The organism is Globicatella sanguinis (assembly GCF_002847845.2).
Classification (GTDB): Bacteria; Bacillota; Bacilli; order Lactobacillales; family Aerococcaceae; genus Globicatella; species Globicatella sanguinis.
The window spans coordinates 717,104-736,562 of sequence record NZ_CP126962.1 but is presented as its reverse complement, the minus strand read 5'-3'; the positions used below and the strand labels follow the sequence as shown (position 1 = coordinate 736,562).

At 35.0% G+C, this 19,459-nt stretch carries 16 protein-coding genes; 13 read left to right on the top strand and 3 right to left on the bottom strand.

Annotated elements, in window-relative coordinates; genetic code table 11:
• The first annotated feature begins 2 nt into the window (after positions 1-2).
• The 5 genes from CYJ72_RS03115 (at position 3) to CYJ72_RS03095 (ending at position 5,941) form a co-directional block, all read left to right on the top strand.
• Positions 3-1,286 carry an ABC transporter permease gene (locus tag CYJ72_RS03115; protein WP_066126218.1) on the top strand — a complete coding sequence of 428 codons (1,284 nt, stop codon included), beginning with the start codon at positions 3-5 and terminating at the stop codon, positions 1,284-1,286.
• Between the two features lie 9 nt (positions 1,287-1,295).
• A complete protein-coding gene (locus CYJ72_RS03110; RefSeq protein ID WP_284630401.1) occupies positions 1,296-1,946 on the top strand; it encodes an ABC transporter ATP-binding protein in 651 nt (216 codons plus the stop codon).
• Positions 1,946-3,310: an ABC transporter permease gene (locus tag CYJ72_RS03105; protein WP_284630399.1), complete on the top strand. Its 1,365-nt coding sequence runs from the start codon at positions 1,946-1,948 to the stop codon at positions 3,308-3,310. The genes CYJ72_RS03110 and CYJ72_RS03105 overlap by 1 nt, the downstream gene beginning before the upstream one ends.
• Before the next feature lie 661 nt (positions 3,311-3,971).
• Positions 3,972-4,625, top strand: coding sequence for a response regulator transcription factor (locus CYJ72_RS03100; RefSeq protein WP_071409302.1), 654 nt, complete (start codon positions 3,972-3,974; stop codon positions 4,623-4,625).
• Complete coding sequence (locus CYJ72_RS03095) at positions 4,622-5,941, top strand: sensor histidine kinase (RefSeq protein ID WP_284630397.1); 1,320 nt, start codon at positions 4,622-4,624, stop codon at positions 5,939-5,941. The genes CYJ72_RS03100 and CYJ72_RS03095 overlap by 4 nt, the downstream gene beginning before the upstream one ends.
• Positions 5,942-6,206: 265 nt before the next feature.
• On the opposite strand, the gene CYJ72_RS03090 is transcribed toward CYJ72_RS03095, so the two are convergent.
• On the bottom strand, positions 6,207-6,749 hold the full coding sequence (locus CYJ72_RS03090; RefSeq protein ID WP_284630395.1) for a hypothetical protein: 543 nt from the start codon (positions 6,747-6,749) through the stop codon (positions 6,207-6,209).
• A 204-nt stretch (positions 6,750-6,953) separates the two neighbouring features.
• On the opposite strand from CYJ72_RS03090, the gene istA (CYJ72_RS03085) reads away from it, so the two are divergent.
• Together istA (CYJ72_RS03085) and istB (CYJ72_RS03080) are read left to right on the top strand one after the other, a co-directional pair.
• Positions 6,954-8,459 (top strand): IS21 family transposase, encoded by a 1,506-nt coding sequence (istA, locus tag CYJ72_RS03085; RefSeq protein ID WP_101814116.1) that lies wholly within the window; start codon positions 6,954-6,956, stop codon positions 8,457-8,459.
• Complete coding sequence (istB, locus tag CYJ72_RS03080; protein WP_101814115.1) at positions 8,452-9,171, top strand: IS21-like element helper ATPase IstB; 720 nt, start codon at positions 8,452-8,454, stop codon at positions 9,169-9,171. Before istA (CYJ72_RS03085) ends, istB (CYJ72_RS03080) begins: the two co-directional genes overlap by 8 nt.
• A gap of 50 nt (positions 9,172-9,221) precedes the next feature.
• Here istB (CYJ72_RS03080) and CYJ72_RS03075 read toward each other — a convergent pair whose 3' ends face one another.
• A complete protein-coding gene (locus CYJ72_RS03075; RefSeq protein ID WP_284630392.1) occupies positions 9,222-10,409 on the bottom strand; it encodes an AAA family ATPase in 1,188 nt (395 codons plus the stop codon).
• A gap of 369 nt (positions 10,410-10,778) precedes the next feature.
• Between CYJ72_RS03075 and CYJ72_RS03070 the strand changes: the two genes are divergently transcribed.
• From CYJ72_RS03070 to istB (CYJ72_RS03060), 3 genes are all read left to right on the top strand, one after another.
• Positions 10,779-12,260 (top strand): flavocytochrome c, encoded by a 1,482-nt coding sequence (locus CYJ72_RS03070; RefSeq protein ID WP_284630391.1) that lies wholly within the window; start codon positions 10,779-10,781, stop codon positions 12,258-12,260.
• A 583-nt stretch (positions 12,261-12,843) separates the two neighbouring features.
• Positions 12,844-14,310, top strand: a complete 1,467-nt coding sequence (gene istA / locus CYJ72_RS03065) for an IS21 family transposase (protein ID WP_284630389.1) — start codon at positions 12,844-12,846, stop codon at positions 14,308-14,310.
• The gene (istB, locus tag CYJ72_RS03060) at positions 14,307-15,065 is read left to right on the top strand and encodes an IS21-like element helper ATPase IstB (protein ID WP_071408384.1); all 759 of its coding nucleotides are present in this window, start codon (positions 14,307-14,309) and stop codon (positions 15,063-15,065) included. The genes istA (CYJ72_RS03065) and istB (CYJ72_RS03060) overlap by 4 nt, the downstream gene beginning before the upstream one ends.
• A gap of 319 nt (positions 15,066-15,384) precedes the next feature.
• Here the strand turns inward: istB (CYJ72_RS03060) and CYJ72_RS03055 are convergent, their stop codons facing one another.
• Positions 15,385-16,263 (bottom strand): MurR/RpiR family transcriptional regulator, encoded by an 879-nt coding sequence (locus CYJ72_RS03055; RefSeq protein WP_066126150.1) that lies wholly within the window; start codon positions 16,261-16,263, stop codon positions 15,385-15,387.
• Between the two features lie 207 nt (positions 16,264-16,470).
• On the opposite strand from CYJ72_RS03055, the gene CYJ72_RS03050 reads away from it, so the two are divergent.
• Genes CYJ72_RS03050 through CYJ72_RS03040 form a run of 3 tightly spaced genes read left to right on the top strand, consistent with a single transcriptional unit; the run spans position 16,471 to position 19,439 of the window.
• Positions 16,471-17,460 carry a D-isomer specific 2-hydroxyacid dehydrogenase family protein gene (locus CYJ72_RS03050; protein ID WP_066126148.1) on the top strand — a complete coding sequence of 330 codons (990 nt, stop codon included), beginning with the start codon at positions 16,471-16,473 and terminating at the stop codon, positions 17,458-17,460.
• A 15-nt stretch (positions 17,461-17,475) separates the two neighbouring features.
• A complete protein-coding gene (locus CYJ72_RS03045) occupies positions 17,476-18,576 on the top strand; it encodes an iron-containing alcohol dehydrogenase family protein (RefSeq protein WP_284630385.1) in 1,101 nt (366 codons plus the stop codon).
• Between the two features lie 11 nt (positions 18,577-18,587).
• Positions 18,588-19,439: a PTS mannose/fructose/sorbose/N-acetylgalactosamine transporter subunit IIC gene (locus tag CYJ72_RS03040; RefSeq protein WP_284630383.1), complete on the top strand. Its 852-nt coding sequence runs from the start codon at positions 18,588-18,590 to the stop codon at positions 19,437-19,439.
• Positions 19,440-19,459: the final 20 nt, after the last annotated feature.

The window sequence follows — 19,459 nt, the reverse complement described above, 5'->3', positions numbered from 1 at the left end:
TTTTGAATATACAAAAAAATGCGTGGGCTTATATTACCCGCAAAAAACACCGAACATTGATTATTTTTCTCATATTGATGTTTATTTTAACAAGTTTATTTACTTGTTTAACCATCTTAAATGCGAGTCAACAAATTGAAAATAATGTTTTTAAAATTTCAAACTCCTCTTTATCGATAACTAAAAATGATAGTTCTTCATTTGCGATGAAAGATTTCGAACAGTTAAAGAGTATAAAGGAAATAGAGGACATTAATCCTGAATATCAAAGTTTGGCTAAATTAGTGGATCACCAAGTGATTGAAGGGGAACAACAAATTTTCCGAGAAGATACCCCGGAACAATTATCGAATGTGGTCGATGTTCAAGCAACCAATGATTCCCAACGAGACTTGTTATTTTCAAGTGGCGTGTTTACACTCGTTGCTGGCCAACCGATTCAATCTGATAGCCAGCATCATGTACTCGTTCACCAAGCATTTGCCGAGAAAAATGGTTTAAAATTAAATGATACCATTCGTTTGCAGTTAGTCGATATCGAAACCTTAAACGTACATGAAACGATAGAATATACCATTAGCGGCATTTTTACAGGGAAAAAGCAAGAAAGTTATACAGGATTAAGTTCAGATTTTAGTGAGAACACCTTTTTTGTCGATTATCAAACCAGTCAGGAACAATTGGGACTAAACCAAGATCAAATGATCACGAATAAACTGACCCTCCATACCAATTCAGTTGAAAACTTAGAATCAGCTCATGAACAAATCAAAAATTTACCCATTGACTGGTCAAAATATGAAGTCGAGAAAAATGATAAAGCATTCCAAAAGACGCTTACGGCCTTGCAAAGTATGCAACAGATTATTGAAATTGTGACCAATGCCATGATTTTAGGTGGCCTAACCGTTCTTTCCTTAATCTTAATCTTATGGCTAAGAGAAAGAATCTATGAAATAGGCATCTTTTTAGCTATCGGCATGAGTAAAAAGGTCATTATTTCACAGTTTATCTTGGAATTACTGCTCGTTTCCTTACCAGCGGCGGTACTTTCCTTTATCCTTGGATGGCAGCTGAATCAATTTTTCTTAACCGATTTTTTCAATTCGATTACCAATGAAAGTATCGGTAGTCAAATGTTACCGATTGAGAATATCGGGGATAATTTAACCCACTTTGGGATGGCTTATGGCTTATTACTGGTCATTATTTTCTTAGCCGTTATGTTATCCTGTTCGATCATTTTATTAAAGAAACCGAAGACCATCTTATCAGAAATTAGTTAGGAGTTAACAATGAAAATACTTGAATTAAAAAACATTTCGTATCAATATAAAAAAAGCAATGAACAAGTCTTATCGCTAGTGAACCAATCATTTGAGTCCGGCAAGTTTTATGCCATCATCGGTAAATCAGGTGCTGGTAAATCGACCTTGCTGTCACTATTAGCAGGTTTAGACACACCAAGAAGTGGCCAAATATTATTTAAAGAGCAAGATATTGCTAAAAATGGTTATAGTTATCATCGTAAACACAATATTTCACTAGTCTTTCAAAATTATAACTTAATCGATTATTTAAGCCCGCTGGAGAATTTAAAATTAGTCAATTCTGATGCGACCAAGGAGAGTTTATTGGAATTAGGCTTAGATGAAACCCAAATCAATCGTAATGTCTTAAAACTGTCCGGTGGTCAACAACAAAGAGTGGCTGTCGCACGCGCTTTGGTATCGAAAGCCCCTATTATTTTAGCGGACGAACCAACAGGTAATTTAGACAAGGATACGGCGACCGAGATTATTGACATCTTAAAAGACATTGCCAAACAAAAAGGCAAATGCGTGATTGTCGTCACCCACAGTAGCGAAGTAGCCGATGCCGCCGATATTGTTTTAGAATTGAAGAACAAACAATTAGTCCCAGTTAAGAATAAGGGGGATCAATAATGTTTAAAAATGCGATTGCCTATGTAACCAGAAAAAGCTTAAAATCATTCATTATCTTTTTAGTCATTTTAGTCATGGCTTCCATCGGCTTAATGAGTGTTTCCATCAAACAATCCACCAATGAAATGGTAAGCTCGACCTTTGGGAATATTAATAGTAGTTTCTTAATGGAAATAAACCGCCAAGTCAATTTTGGGACACCTCGTGGTGGGGGGAATGTTAAAGGTGAAGACATTAAGAAAATTTCTGAGACAGAAGTCGTGGACTCATTTGTGAAACGAATTAACAGTGTCGCCGATTTAGTCGATCATGAGTTAATCGAAACACCTCAAACAGAACAAAACCAACGCGAAAACTTTAAAAATGCTGTCATGATTACCGGGGTTAACAATTCTGAAAAAGAAACGAAATTCGTTTCCGGTGCCTTTACTTTAATCGAAGGTAGTCATTTAAATGACCAAGACCAATACAAGGTGTTAATTCATAAAGATTTAGCGCAGAAGAATAATTTAAAGATTGGCGATAAAATCAAATTAAAATCTAATCTTTATGATGCCGATAATGTCAAACAAGCCAATGAAACGGTTGAAGTTGAAATCAAAGGGATATTTGATGGCCATAATAAAGGCGGGGTCGTTGCCTCTCAAGAATTATATGAAAACAATATTATCTCGGATATCGATACCGCAGCGAAAGTATATGGTAATACTGAAGATACCGCTGTTTACCAAGATGCAACCTTTTTCGTAAAAGGTAATGTCAATGTCGATCAAGTCATCAAAACATTATCGAAGTTGGACATTGATTGGAGACAATATAATTTAATTAAGAGTACGGCTAATTACCCAGCTTTACAATTATCGATTTCGAAAATCTTTGCGATTACCAACCAATTATTAATCGGTTCATTAGTGTTTGCGGGTATTATTATCACCTTATTATTAACCCTTTGGATGAATGCTCGTAAAAAAGAAATTGCGATCATGTTATCAATTGGTAGAACGAAAGGCCAAATATTCTGCCAACACTTGTTGGAGATGATTCTAATTAGTGTACCAGCTATGTTAGGTGCCTACTTACTCACCAATAAAGTCGGAACACAGATTAGTAATCTTATCTTAGATAGAATTAATAATAATATCTTAAATGAAATCGCAGAAAAAGCAGCCTCAAGTCAATTAGGGGCTGGAGCAGAAACAGAAGGCTTTACTAAAACCCTCTCTGATCTTTCGATTCAGGTTGATCTACAATCATTATTATTAGTAGGAAGTTTTATTTTGGTTGTGTTAGTCATATCACTGTTTATCTCTTCATATCAAACTATTAGAAAAAATCCTCGTGAATTATTAATCGATACTAAATAAATTTTTAAGTGGATATTGGATAGGACCATGATTTTATCAATATCCACTTTATTGTGTTTCTGCTTAGTGGGAACAAAGTCCTAAAGTAGGGAAGGGAAAGAATGTTTGGTGGACAAGATAGACATAAAATTGGGAAGGGAAAGAATGTTTGGCAGACTAGATGTGTGGTTGGATCTAGTTAACCGTTATGCTATCAGTCAGTGTTTGGATGTTTGTATGTGAGAAGCTACCAGTTAATCCATATGCTATCAGTCATTGGTTTTGCGCGTTTTATGTGAAGCTAGCTCCTGGTACCCTATATGTTATCAGTGATTGTTTGGGCAATCGAATCGACTTTTTGAATTCAGTTTTTCTAATGGTAAAAAGTTAAGCAGTTGAATAGCTTCAGTAAGTGTAGGATAAATTTCTAGCTCAATGCTCAATCAAAATTTTAAATGAATGACTACCAAACGCAGTTCTACCTTTGATATAATAAGGAAAGAGAGGTAAGCGGTATTTTGATGTTTTGAAGGGATTTGTTGGAGTATTCAAGTAGAAGATTATACCTGTCACATAGACACTTTAAAACATTAATAGATAGCGTATTAGGGTTGAGTGATGATAGCTTAAGAATACCTGTTACCAAAAAGTAGTTATGTCACAACAATTAATGGAGGATTATATGAAAATATTGATAGTTGAAGACGATCAAATGATTCGTGAAGGAGTTAGTGAATATTTAAAAGAATATAATTATTCGGTCATTGAAGCGAAAGATGGTGCGGAAGCATTGTCAAAATTTAATGCTGACATCGATTTGATTATTTTAGACATTCAGTTGCCGATCATTAATGGGATTGATGTTTTGAAAGAAATTCGCAAAAAATCAGATTTACCGGTGATTATGCTGACCGCCTTTGGTGATGAAGACTATAAAATCGATGCGTTTACAAATTTTGCGGATGGTTACATTCAAAAACCATTTTCATTACCGGTATTAAAAGTTCGTATTGAAACCCTTTTGAAAAAATATTATGGGACGACTGATCAGTTTGTTTACAAGGATGTAGAGGTTAATTTTTTAAATTATACCGCCAAGTTAAAGGGTGAAATCATTGACTTGAAAGCGAAAGAATTGGAAGTCTTGAAATATTTATCTAGCAATGAAGGACGGGTGGTAACCCGAAGTCAAATATTAGATAATGTTTGGAAAGACACGGATGAGATACCGTTTGATCGTGTGATTGATGTCTATATTAAAGAGTTGCGCAAGAAATTACAGTTGGATTGCATTGTGACGGTGCGTAACGTTGGTTATAAATTGGAGAGACAATGAAAAAATTAAAAATATTACCTAAAATGTTCATTCAAATCTTTTCGGTGCTCGTGCTTCTTATCATGATTATTCACCTTTTAGTCTTCTTTATGTTTCCCAAATCATACTTAGAAACACGTAAACATGAATTGACCGTGAAGGCTGATGAAATAGCGGAACATTTAGATGGCAAAGATTTGAATTACATTACCCAATCATTAGAATTTTTCTCAAGTAGTAATGACATCAAAGCCTTTATAAAAAAAGGGGTGAATGCGAATGAACTCGCAATAGATGAGGGCATTGATGTTAATTTAAACAGCAATACCAATTCATTAATTGTTGAAGAACGGGCCATTCATTCCAATAGCGGAAGTGAATTGATGATTAACTTTGTTTCAACCGCTGATATGTTAAAGGAAGCCAAATCCATCAGTTTTAAATTTTTACCACTGAGCTTAATATTTTCAATAGCCGTCTCGATCCTCATTGCTTTTATCTATGCTAAAATGATTAAGCGCAATGTAAGTGAAATAAAAGAGGTAACCGATCAAATGATGCAACTTGATCGCCAGGCGTATTTAGAGGTGAACAGTGCGGATGAAATAGCAGAATTAAAATTACAAATTAATGAATTATACCGGTCATTGTTAAGTTCAATTGACGACATCGAAGTGAAAAATAAAGAAATCATCAAATTAGAACAGATGAAGTATGACTTTTTAAGAGGTTCGTCGCATGAATTGAAGACACCCTTATCACGGATGAAAATTATTTTAGAAAACATGAAATATAATATTGGCAAATACAAGGATCGTGATTTGTATATCGATAAATGTTTGGATATTACTAATGAGTTAACTTATAATATTTCACAAATTTTAACTTTTTCATCTTTAGAATATTTAAAGGATGATGAGGAATGGGTTACCATTAAATCGGTGTTAGACGCCGTCTTAGTAAAATATGATGAATTAGCCATGCGCAATCATTTGACCTTTAACAGTACCGTTCACTCAGAACAACTATTAATTAGTAAAAAAGCACTCAATTTGGTCTTGTCCAATTTAATTAGTAATGCGGTCAAATATTCAGAACCGAATACTGTCATCTCAATTGATGTCAAAAACGACTGGTTGTGTGTCGCCAATGTGACACATTCTGAAGTTGATTTAAAACCGTTAATGGACATAAAATTTGATTTGAATAAAGAAGATAGCCATGGTTTAGGCTTATATATCATCAAAACATTACTCAAAAATTATGGAATTGACTATGCAGTCGAAAATAATGAGCGAATGTTTGTCTTTAAAATCAAATTGATGAGTAGAGGCTAGCTATAAACTCGATAAATTTAATCAAACTATTGTTCGTTATTTAAAAGCGGAAAGGTTGATTGGCTTCAAACTGCGTCTCAATGACTTGTTTGAGGCCTACTCAACTGTGCGGGGGAGGCCAACGAAGCGATAATTATTCAATTTTCTACTTCTGGTCTACTCCAAACTATGCGGGGGGTGGTCCTACAAAGTGAAAATCAATCGATTTTCTACTTCTGGTCCACTCCCTTATTAAACGAACCTTCCTAAATAACTGATTGGTTAGTTATTTATATTCTGTTTTCAATAAATCCACCAAGGATTCTTCGTTGCCATGTTTTCCAATATATCTTTCGTATTGTATTAATGATGTTATGAGTTTATCTATATTTTTAAAATAAGCCATAACATAATGATATGATTTAACTTCTTTCATTTTAAGGTTATTTTTACAATATTCACTCGGCTTTATCTTCGATTTTTTTCTTGAATAATTATCAAAGTGTCCTTCAGCAATAAAGATTAATATTTCTATTTCTGGTTTCGTAATTATATTATGAATGATTAATTTACCTTCAAAAATCTTTTGATTTTTTTTACTCAAATTAAATTTTTCATTTTTTGAATCAATTATGCGGTACACATTAATAGGTGCCTTAAAACTGAAGCCTAAATGCTTATTAACAAATTGGTCAGCACTTCTAGTACGTATCGGACCTTCATTTAATAAACTTTCATCATTTTCTATAATAAGGCAATTGTTCATTAATAAAAGTTCGATAATCGCTTCTTCTGCAGAACCTTCACAAAGAATGGCATTTTTTATCATCGCTATACCTACCTTTTAAAAATGACGTTTTAAATAGTGAGTAAGCTTCATTTGTATATGGCATAATTGAAATGTAGTTTACGGCAGCTAATTCATGTTGGTCAAATTCGACCAAAAATATACAAAAAACCACTTGCCAACACTCAAAAATAACTTTAAACTCCTCGTTAGACCAATAACGTTTGACAGGAGGATATTTAGGAGATGTTAACAGTGGCTGAAGTAAATTATATCAGATATGAAGTGAATCAAAAAGATGAAAGTTATGCAAGTGTTAGTCGAAAGACAGGTTTCGATGCTCGTACAGTAAAAAAATATGCCAATCAAGAAGACTTTGAAGTTAAGAAACCTCAGTGCCGAAAAGCACCTGTCATGGATCCAGTAAAACCAATTCTTGATGAATGGTTGAATGAGGATTCTAAAAAGAAACGGAAATATCGCCGCACGGCGAAACGTTTATTTCAACAGCTTGTGGAAGAGCATGATTTTAAAGGGTCTGAGAGAAGTGTTCGCCAGTATGTTTCTAAACGAAAAAAAGAATTAAAAACAATGGTTGATCAAGCGGCTTTACCTTTAGAATCTATCCCGGGGACAGCCCAAGTGGATTTCGGAACGGCTCCTTTTGTTTATCAATCAGAATCGATGGAGTTACCCTATTTGGTGATGTCGTTTCCTTTCAGTAATACGTTTTATTTTCAGGTTTTTCCTTCGGAAAATGCAGAGTGTTTACTCGAAGGTTTACAACGTATGTTTCATCATATGGGTGGGGTTCCGAGAACCATTCGATTTGATAATTTTAGACCGGCAGTGAAAAAGATATTAGGCAAAGGAGAGCGAAAGCTCACGGATGTGTTTGAACGCTTTGTGGGGCATTATGGCTTTCATTATGAATTTTGTAATCCAGGTAAGGGGAACGAAAAAGGCCATGTCGAAGCGATGGTGAAGTATGTAAGGAATAATTTCTTATTACCGGAATGTCATATTGAAGATTTAGATCAATTTAATGAAACGTTATGGCAAAAAGCTGAGGATGATCGTGATCGTTCTCATTACAAAAAGGATGTGCCAATAGATACGCTCTATCAAGAGGATTGCGCACAATGGCTTCTCCTTCCGGAGAAATCATTTGATTGCGTACGTTATGAAGTAGTTAAAGCTGATAAATATGGTTTTATTACTGTGGATAAAAAACAATACTCAAGTTCGCCTCGATTCGCTGGGGATAAGTTAACCGTTGCGATCACATATCATTCAGTGAGTGTTTTAAATGAGCAACATGAAGCTGTGGTTCATCATTCGAGACTCTATGGTGTTAGACGAAAATCAATGGTTTGGCAACCCTATCTTGATTTATTATCTCGACGACCACGAGCGATTAAGTACACCAGTATCTATGATCATTTCCCAGAAGAATGGACGCGATATTTAAAAGCTTGTACAGAAGATGAGCAAAAAGAAGCTTTAAGATTATTAGGTACGTTACTTAAAAATGATGATTTCACGCTACTGAATCAGGCGCTAAATGATGTATCAGCACAAGGACATCCAAGTGTTGATCAAATTAAACATCGATTCTATTCACTCGTTAATAATCAAGAGGATTATTCAACATACACGCCACAAATGTCTTTACCGGATATGCCTGATATCACAAGAGGACTTGATCATTATGACGCCCTCTATGCGAAAGAAGGTGGAGCGCGTGAATAATCAAATTATAGAATACGCCAAACGCTTAAAACTCAGCTGGATTCGAGAACATTACCACGAGGTGACAGCCGAGTCAAATGAAACTTACTTGGTTAAGTTGTTTGAAAAGGAAATAGAGCATCGAGAAGAGCGCAAAGTCAACTTACTGTTGAAGCAAGCGCAACTACCTAAAACAGGCCATCAGCCTTTTCAGTGGGAACATATTCAGATTCCGCACGGAATCGACCGCGATACGATTATTCAGGGTGATTTCATTAAGAGACAAGAGAATCTCATTCTTTATGGAGGTGTTGGGACGGGCAAAACTTATTTATCTACGCTCATTGCCCTAAATGCCATACATAGATATGGCAGCCAGGTGAAGTTCTTTACCGTGGCAGGCTTAGTTAACAAGCTTATAGAAGCAAATCAACAAGGACAGCTACCAAAGTTGATGAAACAGCTAGACAAGCAACACGCGATAATTTTAGATGAATTAGGTTATATCCCTCTCAACAAAGAGGGCGCAGAATTACTCTTTCAGGTCATTTCTATGTGTTACGAGAACAAGAGCTTAATCATCACAACGAATCTTCAGTTTGGGCAATGGAATCACGTCTTTGGAGATCCAGTATTAACGGAAGCCGTTATTGATCGACTCATTCACCATTCCCATTTATTAATGTTTAGAGGCGATAGTTTCCGTTATAAAGAGTCATTAATTCATGAGTAGATAGTGATGGCAAGTGGCATACAAAATTAATTGCCGTTTAACGCAATTCCCTATTGCCAAATACACTTCATTTTCGCTTCATAGTCAGGCGCAGTATTTTCTAAAACACCTTTAATAAACTGGTCACTGCGAGCAACATCATTTCTTTTTAATGATGCTGATAGTTTTTCGACATTAATTTTTACTTGTTTTTTTACAATAAAAATTGCATCATTACGATCGAGCATATCTAATAATTCAGCATAATGGGTGGTATAAATCAATATAGCACCATTAGTATTGACTTTTCTGTCTAAAAAGAATTTTATTAAAGTTGCGGCAATTTCACGATTAAAGTGATTCTCTAATTCATCGACAATTAACACGCCTCCTTTTTCTAGGACGACTAGCATTTCCATAAATAAGCTCATCCCTTTTACTGTACCTGAGGACAATACAGTATGGATGTCCGTAACGGAATTCAATTTAACTATACGATCTTGATTTTTAAAATGAATTTCTACACCAATCTCATTACTATCTTGTTTTGAGATAAAGTTAATTTTTTCGATTGAAGGATCTAGAAATTTTATGATTTCTTCAGGAATAGAACCATAACCACTAAAAAAATTAAAATTGGTAAACTTTACCATGTCTTTAAAGTAAAGGCTTTGATAGTCATTTTTTTTATAAAATACATTCATCATTGAGACATCTTGGCTAAGACCTAGATAGACATCTTCATTGTTACGTTCATGTTTTTTTAAATAGCTTCCTTTTTCAAAGTTGAATATATCTTTCTTCGTTCTAACACCCGTTGTTTTTTTAACAGTTAAGTATTCTTCCTCAATAATGTACTTGATTTGACCGTCCAATTCATCTCTTTTCCGACTGACTGTTGTTTCTAAACGGTTAAGAGTAGGTTTTTGATTAAGATTTTCATAAAAATAAATCACAAAAGTAATCGTTTGACCTAATTCTAAATTTAAAATATTATCTGTTGGCAAAAATGAAATTCTGTAATTGATCGGTTGTGCTTGCAGTAAATTTAAAGCGAATGAAATCGTATTGAGTAATTGTGTTTTACCTGAAGCATTCAGACCTGTAAAAGTGTAAGTGTAATTTAGATAGTAATTATTGAATAAATTTAATAATTCATGCTTTTCATCTGTAGTCACTCTTGCATCTAATAAAAAGTTTACTTCCACTTTTTCTTCGAATAAAGGGTGGTTGAGAATATCTATTTTAATCACTTTCATACGAATTCCTCCTTTTTATATACTTATATTATCATAATTAACACTTATTAACAACAATTATTTACAAGAAAACGTAATTATCTGTTCGTTTTAGGATTGTTCTTCTCTTATATGAAACTTAATATCAAAAAAGATTAGCTCAGTTTTTTTGTAACAGGGGTAAGTTACGTGCAACAAATTGGGTAATCTTATTGTAAATTTTAAGAGTAATGGTAAGCACTGTTTGATTTTCACAAAGTAAGGCATCTTTTTCGAATGTATTTTTATTGCACTTTATAAATAAAACTTATAATTTTTTCTTAAACCAATTGAAACAAGCCTTCAATTATGTTAGAATAAGTTCATAAATTCACAATTGGAGGAAGAGAAATGAATTTAAGAAAATGGGCGATTGGCCTTATATCAACAGCGTTATTAAGCGCACCTATTACAACAGCATTAGCTGAGGAAGCCGACACAACGTCAGGAGCTTCACAAACATCAGAATGGTATGCAGATCCTGCAACCTTAAAGGAATCCTATGATATTGTAATCATTGGTGCTGGTGGTGGAGGGATGGCAGCAGCAATTACCGCACAAGAAGCAGGTGCTGATGTCGCAATCTTTGAGAAGATGCCGATTGCTGGTGGGAATACTTCTAAATCTTCAGGAGGAATGAACGCTTCTGAAACTAAATTCCAAAAAGAACAAGGAATTGAAGATTCAAATGATTTATTCTATGAGGATACATTAGAAGGTGGTAAAGGGACTAACGATCCAGAATTATTACGTTATATGGTGGATCATTCAGCAGAAGCGATTGACTGGTTAGATTCAATCGGGATTACTTTAAACAACATTACTTTCTCTGGTGGTGCTTCAGTTAAACGTATCCACCGTCCAGAAGATGGATCAGCTGTCGGTGGTTATTTAGTCGAAGGTTTATTAAGAAATATTCACGAAAAAGAAATTCCATTATTTGTTAACTCAGAAGTAACCAAAATTAATGAAACAGATGGTAGAGTATCTGGTGTGAATGTAACGGTTGAAGGAGAAGAAAAAACGATTAACGCGAAAGCGGTGATTATCGCAACCGGTGGTTTTGGTGGTAACTTAGAAATGGTTTCTGAAATCAAACCAGAATTAGAAGGATTTGTGACGACCAACCATGAAGGCGCAACCGGTGACGGTATCCGTATGGCTGAAGAATTAGGAGCAGCAGTGGTGGATATGGATCAAATTCAAATTCACCCAACCGTTGAACAATCGACTTCATACTTAGTAACCGAATCTGTACGTGGTGATGGCGGTATCTTAGTTAACCAACAAGGTGAACGTTTCACTGACGAATTATTAACTCGTGATAAAGTTTCCGCAAACATTATTGCCTTACCTGAAAAATATGCCTATATCATTGCAGACCAAAGATTAAAAGAATCTGTCACAGCGATTAACCAATACGAAGAAAAAGGAATTGTAACCAAAGCTGAAACAATTGAAGAATTAGCTGAAAAATTAGAAATTCCTGCTGAAAACTTAAAAGCTACTTTAGACACTTGGAATGAAGCTGTTAAAAACCAAGAAGATAAAGACTTTGGAAGAACAACAGGTATGGAATATGACTTATCTCATGCGCCATACTACGCAATCAAAATTGCACCAGGAATTCACCATACAATGGGTGGGTTAAAAATCGACACTGAAACTCATGTATTACGTGAAGATGGAACCGCAATTGAAGGATTATTTGGTGCTGGTGAAGTAACCGGTCAAGTTCACGGATCTAACCGTATCGGTGGTAACGCAGTTGCTGACATCATCGTATTCGGACGCCAGGCAGGTAACATCGCAAGCGAATATGTAAAACAATAATTGACCATTGACTAAGCCTCTTTCTACGACTACTGATTAATTTCAGTGGTCGTTTTTTTAGCATGAAGCGTGCTAATACTAGTACTCTCTAATGTTATTTAGTAGGAAAAAATTTATGATCGTAATAATGATTAATTAAAAAGAATTGCTATAACTCCGATAACATTATTGTATTTCTTAATAGACATCTTGTTTTTTTATGAAACTTTGTCATTCAGAAACTATTAATTTTCTTATAGTATGAATAAGTATGGGAGTGGGCAAGAAGTAGAAAATTAAATGATTTTCGCTTCGTCTTCCCACCCCCCGCACAGTTGAGTGGCCTCAAACAAGTCTTTAAGACGAAGTTCGAGGCCACTCAACCACTGCGCTATTAATTAACGAACAATAAACTTGACTAAATTTATCAAGCTTATGCCCAGACTCATCGAAGAATTATCATAGTGGATAAATGTTTATTGTATTCTAAAAAGGGGCCAAAAATCGAAAGAATTGCAGCCGAAAAAGGGACCACCTGCAGTCAATTATCCGCTATAATATTTAGATAGAATTTTTATAGTGGAGGTTGCTTGGAGTGTTAAGTATGACTCTTGAATTTGAAATTATCAGTTGTTATCGTCGAGGAGAAACTAAAAGAGGAATTAGTCGTAAACTGGAGGTAGATAGAAAAACAGTCAGAAAAATTTGTGATGCTTATGACGAGACGCTAGTTAAACTGGGCGAAGCTGAAGACGACCAAGCCCTTGAACGTGCCACAGAGGAATTAGTGTTAAAGAGAAAGTATGATAGCTCTAACCGAAAGAAAACAGCCTTTACTCCAGAAGTAGAGGCAAGAATGAAGGAGTTGCTTGAAGAAGAAAAAGAGAAAACAAAAAGATTAGGTTCACATAAACAAGCTCTAACTGCCGTAGCTGTCGCTGAAATACTCAATGAGGAAGGCTATGATATTAAGTATCGAACGGTCGCTCACTATTGGGGACAATTGAATAAAAAGGCTAAGGAGGCTTTTATACGCCAAGAGTATGAATTAGGATCCCGAGTTGAATTTGACTTTGGAGAAGTTAAGCTGGATATCAATGGAAAGGTGACAACACTTTACCTAGCGGTCTTTGCCAGCCCAGCTTCCGATTATTATTGGGCTTATTTATATACCCATCAGAAACAAGATGTTTTTCAAGACGCACATGTTCGCTTCTTTGAACAGGTAGGAGGTGTTTATTTAGAAGTTGTCTATGATAATATGCGTAACGTTGTTTCAAGATTTATTGGCAAAAGTGAAAAGGAGTTGAATGCTCGTCTGATTCAATTAGCTACTTATTATGGGTTTGATATCAACGTCACCAATTGTTTCAGCGGTAATGAGAAAGGAACAGTAGAAGGCAGGGTTAAAAAGGTGCGTCAAGCTTGTTTCACCAAAGTCTATCAGTTCGATAGTTTAGAAACAGCTTGTGACCATCTCCAATCCCAACTGGTAAAACTAAATGAAAGTAGCCAAATAGAAGCCGAAAAGGAACAGCTCTTATCTTATCGCCCACCTTTTGAATTAGCAGATTTCCATGAACTAAAGGTAAATCGTTATTCCGCTATTCATTATGAACGCAATCAGTATTCAGTACCCGATTACCTAGTTGGAAAAACTGTCCAAGTGAAAGCCTATCATGACCGCTTAGTTATCTATTCTAATGATCAAGAGATCGCTAGGCATCAAAAAATAGAGGGTTTTCAAGGCTTCTGTCTCGATATCTTCCACTATATCAAAACTTTGAAAAAGAAGCCGGGGGCATTAAAGCATTCACATGCATTGAAGTATAACCCTGATTTGAAAATCCTCTATGAGAAATATTATAGCGATAAACCAAGAGATTTCCTAGAACTACTTGAAAAATATCAAGTTTTAAATCCTGAGGTTCGCATTCAAACCATTGAAGCCAGCCTTCTTTCTTCACTAGAAGAGCCCTCAATGGAGTCGAGTCAAGATGCCATCATCCAGCAGACTCAGCAGACTCTTCATCAATTCAATGACCTTTTCGGTTTGGAGGAAGTTATATGATGAAGATTGTTGAAGCAGCTAATGAGCTAAAATTGGCCTTTCTTAAAGAGAATCACCAGCAATTAATAAAAGAGTATCAAGCCAGAGGATTGAACATTGAAGAGGCCATCGAAGAATGGCTGAATGAAGAAGTGATGCATCGACGGGACCGTAGTCATCAAAGGCGAATCAAAGCGGCTAAATTTAATCAGAAGAAGTATTTGGTGGACTTTGATGACACAGTCTTTCAGGAGCCTGTTAGAAAGGAACTACGGAACTTAAAGACGTTACAATTTATTGAAGAAAAGGAGAATGCCATTTTTATAGGAAATCCAGGAACGGGTAAGACCCATTACAGTATTGGATTAGGGATGGAAGCTTGTTTAAAGGGTTATAATGTCTTATTTGTCAACGCCCCTAATCTAGTCATCCAGATGAAAGAGGCCGTCACTCAGAGTCAATTTTATCGTTTTAAGCAGCGCTTAAAGAAGGTAGATTTATTGATTATCGACGAACTTGGCTATTTATCCTTCGATGAATCGGGGGCTGAACTTATCTTTAATTTATTATCGAATCAGATAGGAAAGGGATCGGTGATTATTACCACTAATTTAACATTTGATCGTTGGCAAGAATGCTTTAAAGATCCTACTTTAACAGGAGCGCTTGTCGACCGTCTCGCTTACAAAGCCCATGTGGTAGATATGCGAGGAGAAAGTTACAGAATGAAGCAAACAAGCCTATGGAAAAAGGGACTAGAGAAAGGAGAAGATTAGCTCCTATTACCACTGCAAGGTGGTCCCTTTTTCGTCAGCAAAGTGGTCCCTTTTTCATTTGACATATACAATAAATTACGATTAAAATATATGACAAATTTAATAAGTTGAAAGCGACATAATGAGTCTACCTATTTTATTGTGTTGAATGAATGAGATTTGCCATAGCCTAACAATAAAAAATACCATGTATAAACATCATTACACATGGTATAAATTTATTTTACTATTTATTTAATTTAAAACAGTGAAACTTAAAACTCCATACCTTCATTTTGAAACCATTACTTGTAAAAGTGTTATGAATTCTTCTAAATAATTACGATTGAATACGAGAACTTTGTAAACTTTTACGAATGTTTTCGATTGATTCGTTATTTCTTTTTTGATCCGTTAACATCACATTAATATAAATGAAGTCCATCATACTAATATATGCCAATCTTGCCATTAAAGCTTCCGTTCGAAAGGCGGATTCTTCGGTGGTAATAATCACTGTTTCGTCCGCTAATTGTGCGAGATTCGATTGATTGATACCTGACAAAACAATGAGTTTCGCTTTATTTCGCTTTACTTCCTCTGCTAAAATATTTGATTCTCTGGTCATACCAGAATGGGAAAAGATAAAGACACAATCGTTTTTCCCCATTTTAGTGGTATAGGATAATTGCATATGATAGTCCTGAATATAATTGACATGATGTTTGGTACGCATAAATTTATGGTAACTATCATAAGCCACAACCGAGGAACCACCAAGACCAAAGAAATGAAGGGTGGTAGATTTATTTATTATTTCTAAAATATGATCTAACTGTTCTTCTGAAATACTATAGCGAAGATCGAGCAAAGCTTGGACATTCGAGTTTAGAACTTTCATTGCAATATCATAGGTATTATCTTTTTGATCAATATCATGATAATTACTTAAAAAATTATCATTGCGAATTTCAGAAATATTTTTAACTACTGACATTTTAAAATCTTGATAGCCTTCAAAACCTAATTTTTTTATAAACTGAAATATGGAAGACTTAGAAACATTGATGTAAGTAGCCAATTCATCTAAAGTCATTTTACCGATTGAATCATCAGAGTTAATTAAATATTCTGCAATTTGCTGTTCAATCGTGGTTAAGGAACTGCCTAAAGCTTTAATTTTACGTTTTAGATAATAATTGGTTGTATCATCATTCATGATGTTCCTCTTTTCTACTTAGTTCTGATTAAGACTATTATACTAAAAATAAATAGATTTTAAAAGATATCGAGCAAAAAATAAATTTTATTTTTGAAAGAGTTTACAAAAAATATTATTTATTGTATAATGAATTTAAAATAAAAGGCTTCCATGGGGGTGTAAAAACATTTTAGTTGTCGGATGAGATTTATGAAGGAGAGTAAGATGAATAATTATCGTATTGCAATTGTTAATTCAAGTAGTTATGGGCGTATATTTCCTGAACACATTGAACGTTTAGAAGAAATTGGTGAAGTTGAGCGAATTGATGTAGATAGTGATATTGATGGAAAAGCGTTAGCAGAAGTGTTAGCACCATTTAACATTGTGATTTCAAGTGTAACGCCGTTTTTTACAAGGGAATTCTTTGATAATAAAAAAGATTTACTGCTTATCAGTCGTCATGGAATAGGTTATAACAATGTCGATTTAGAAGCGGCTAAAGAATGCGGAACGGTTGTTTCGATTGTTTCTCCTCTAGTTGAACGTGGCGCAGTTGCCGAGCAAAATATTACGAACTTACTGACAGTAATGCGTAGAGTGACTGAATCGACCAAAGCAGTTAAATCAGATCATTGGGAAGACCGAGCAAGTTATGTGGGACGTACTTTATTTAATAAGACTTTAGGAGTCATTGGGATTGGTAATACAGGAAGTTGTGTTGCTGAAATTGCACGTTATGGATATAAATGTGATGTATTGGCTTATGATCCTTATAAGTCACAAACTTATATCGAAAGTTTCGGTGCTCATAAAGTTGATTTTGAAACATTACTTAAGCAATCTGATGTCATCTGTTTATGTGCGAATTTGACAGAAGAAAACTACCATATGATTTCTACTGAACAAATTAATTTAATGAAAGATCACGTCTATCTTTCAAACTCAGCTCGTGGTGCCTTATTAGACGAAGAAGCAATTGTCGAAGGATTAGCTTCAGGAAAAATTGCCGGTTTAGGAACAGATGTATTAGAAATTGAACCAGGTCGAGGAAATCACCCTTATTTACAATTTGATAATGTGGTGATGACCCCTCATACAGGTGCTTATACATTAGAGTGCTTAGAAGGTATGGGGTTAAAATGTTTAGAAGATGTTGAACGGATTGTGAATGGGAAAGTCCCACATACAGCAGTCCAAACAGTCATGAAATAAGGAGATTTGATAATCATGTTAACAGACTTACAGGTAAAAATGGGGCCGTCATTTTATCAATATCATATTGGTGCACTACAAAATATTCCTAAGCTTTTAAAAGAATATCATGCAGAAAATATCTTAATTGTGCACGGAACTATTTCTTGGGAAAAGGCAAAACCATTTTTAAGCTTTATTGATAACTTCGAAGGGGATATCACCTATCATCAATATACTGGAGAATGTAGTTATTATGGCGCGGACTTAATTAAAGATATTGTTGAAAAGCAAGACATTGATTTCATTATTGGTGTTGGCGGTGGGAAATTAACCGACTTGGTAGGTTATGCTGCACATATTGCGAATGTACCTTTCGGGGTGGTACCAACCCTAGCAAGTAATTGTGCTCCTTGGACGCCACTTTCAGTTATGTATAAAGAATCAGGTGAATCAGAAGGTAAATCAGAACATTTCTTAAGACAAGCAGCTTTTTTAATTACAGATCCTGAGCTCGTAATCGATTCGCCTGTTGAATATTTTGTAGCAGGGCTAGCCGATACAATTGCGAAATGGTATGAATCCGATGCAATTTTGAAACAAGCTCATTTACAAAAAGAAAATTATTTGCAACTTGCTCAACACATTACTGTATTATCGAAAGATCAAATTTTAAATGATGCAGCTAAAGCAATTGAAGACATGAAGAATCAAGTCATTAGTGATGAATTCTATCGTTTATCAGAAATCGTCTTTGCGATTGCCGGTATGGTGGGTGGCTTAGGAGGTAAATATTCTCGTAATGCTGCAGCACATGCTATGCATGATGGTTTAGGAAAATATTATCCAGCCGTTAAAAAATATTTACATGGCGAAATTGTTGCTTATGGTATTCTTTATCAAATGGCTATCGAAAAACGTTGGGCTGATATTGATGAGTTAATACCATTATATAATGAATTGAATTTACCTAAGTCGTTAAAAGAAATGCATATTGAGATTGAAGAAGGAGAATTACTCGATAATTTAGTTGAATTTATCGATAGCAAAGAGAAAGTTCATTTAATTCCTCTTGAAATCAATCAAAGTGTATTAAAATCAGCAATATTAGAACTAGAAAATTATATAAATAAATAGGAGGTTTTACTATGGAAACATTATCAGCAATGCAAAGTTTACTCATTGCTATTTGGGTTGCCGCTGTTATGTCTCGTGGATTAGGTGGGATGACCTTAACGCTTCGTTTCTCCCCATTAATGACTGGTTTTATTTGTGGGTTAGTCATGGGAGATGTGAAACAAGCAATGATTATTACTGCAGGACTACAATTAATTTATATGGGGGTATTCTCTCCAGGTGGTTCAATGCCACAAGAACCAGCTGTTGCAGCTGCAATTGCCGTACCGGTTGCTTTATTAAGTAAAATGAACGTGGAGTCAGCGATTGCGGTAGCAGTTCCAGTTGGATTATTAGGATCATATTTATATCAATTCCGTTTCTTTTTAAATACCTTTATAGGTAAAATGACGGATACAGCAGTTTTAGAAAATAATATTAATGATAAGAAAATCAGTAGAACGGTAATAGCTTATCCTACGATTGCATCATTCTTATTATTCGTTCCGCTAATCTTTATTTCACTTTATTGGGGTGCACCTGTTATCGCCGACTTTATGAATAAGTTAGAAGGAACGGTCTTTATTCATATTCTAACCGTAGTAGGTGGAGGGTTAGCAGCGATTGGGATTGCGACCACGATTTATGTTATTGGACGTAAAGACTTATTAGTCTTCTTCTTCTTAGCATATTTCATTTCAGTCACTCTTTCTTCATTAGGTATCACAATGGTAACATACGCAATCTTTGGTATTATGATAGCAATTATTTATGTTACTGCTCGTTCAGCAGGTGGAAAAGAAGCAAAATCAACAGCAAGATCATCTGAAAGTGGCGACGCCTTTGATGATGGATTTGACGATGGTTTTGACGATGGGTTTTAATTAGAGGAGGTAAAAACAAT

What these genes read in the sequence shown, in the direction of transcription:
- CYJ72_RS03110 (WP_284630401.1), top strand. Translation starts at nt 1,296, where the DNA reads ATGAAAATACTTGAATTAAAAAACATTTCGTATCAATATAAAAAAAGC.
- CYJ72_RS03105 (WP_284630399.1), top strand. Translation starts at nt 1,946, where the DNA reads ATGTTTAAAAATGCGATTGCCTATGTAACCAGAAAAAGCTTAAAATCA.
- CYJ72_RS03100 (WP_071409302.1), top strand. Translation starts at nt 3,972, where the DNA reads ATGAAAATATTGATAGTTGAAGACGATCAAATGATTCGTGAAGGAGTT.
- CYJ72_RS03095 (WP_284630397.1), top strand. Translation starts at nt 4,622, where the DNA reads ATGAAAAAATTAAAAATATTACCTAAAATGTTCATTCAAATCTTTTCG.
- CYJ72_RS03090 (WP_284630395.1), bottom strand. Translation starts at nt 6,749, where the DNA reads ATGATAAAAAATGCCATTCTTTGTGAAGGTTCTGCAGAAGAAGCGATT.
- istA (WP_101814116.1), top strand. Translation starts at nt 6,954, where the DNA reads ATGTTAACAGTGGCTGAAGTAAATTATATCAGATATGAAGTGAATCAA.
- CYJ72_RS03075 (WP_284630392.1), bottom strand. Translation starts at nt 10,409, where the DNA reads ATGAAAGTGATTAAAATAGATATTCTCAACCACCCTTTATTCGAAGAA.
- CYJ72_RS03070 (WP_284630391.1), top strand. Translation starts at nt 10,779, where the DNA reads ATGAATTTAAGAAAATGGGCGATTGGCCTTATATCAACAGCGTTATTA.
- istA (WP_284630389.1), top strand. Translation starts at nt 12,844, where the DNA reads ATGACTCTTGAATTTGAAATTATCAGTTGTTATCGTCGAGGAGAAACT.
- istB (WP_071408384.1), top strand. Translation starts at nt 14,307, where the DNA reads ATGATGAAGATTGTTGAAGCAGCTAATGAGCTAAAATTGGCCTTTCTT.
- CYJ72_RS03055 (WP_066126150.1), bottom strand. Translation starts at nt 16,263, where the DNA reads ATGAATGATGATACAACCAATTATTATCTAAAACGTAAAATTAAAGCT.
- CYJ72_RS03050 (WP_066126148.1), top strand. Translation starts at nt 16,471, where the DNA reads ATGAATAATTATCGTATTGCAATTGTTAATTCAAGTAGTTATGGGCGT.
- CYJ72_RS03045 (WP_284630385.1), top strand. Translation starts at nt 17,476, where the DNA reads ATGTTAACAGACTTACAGGTAAAAATGGGGCCGTCATTTTATCAATAT.
- CYJ72_RS03040 (WP_284630383.1), top strand. Translation starts at nt 18,588, where the DNA reads ATGGAAACATTATCAGCAATGCAAAGTTTACTCATTGCTATTTGGGTT.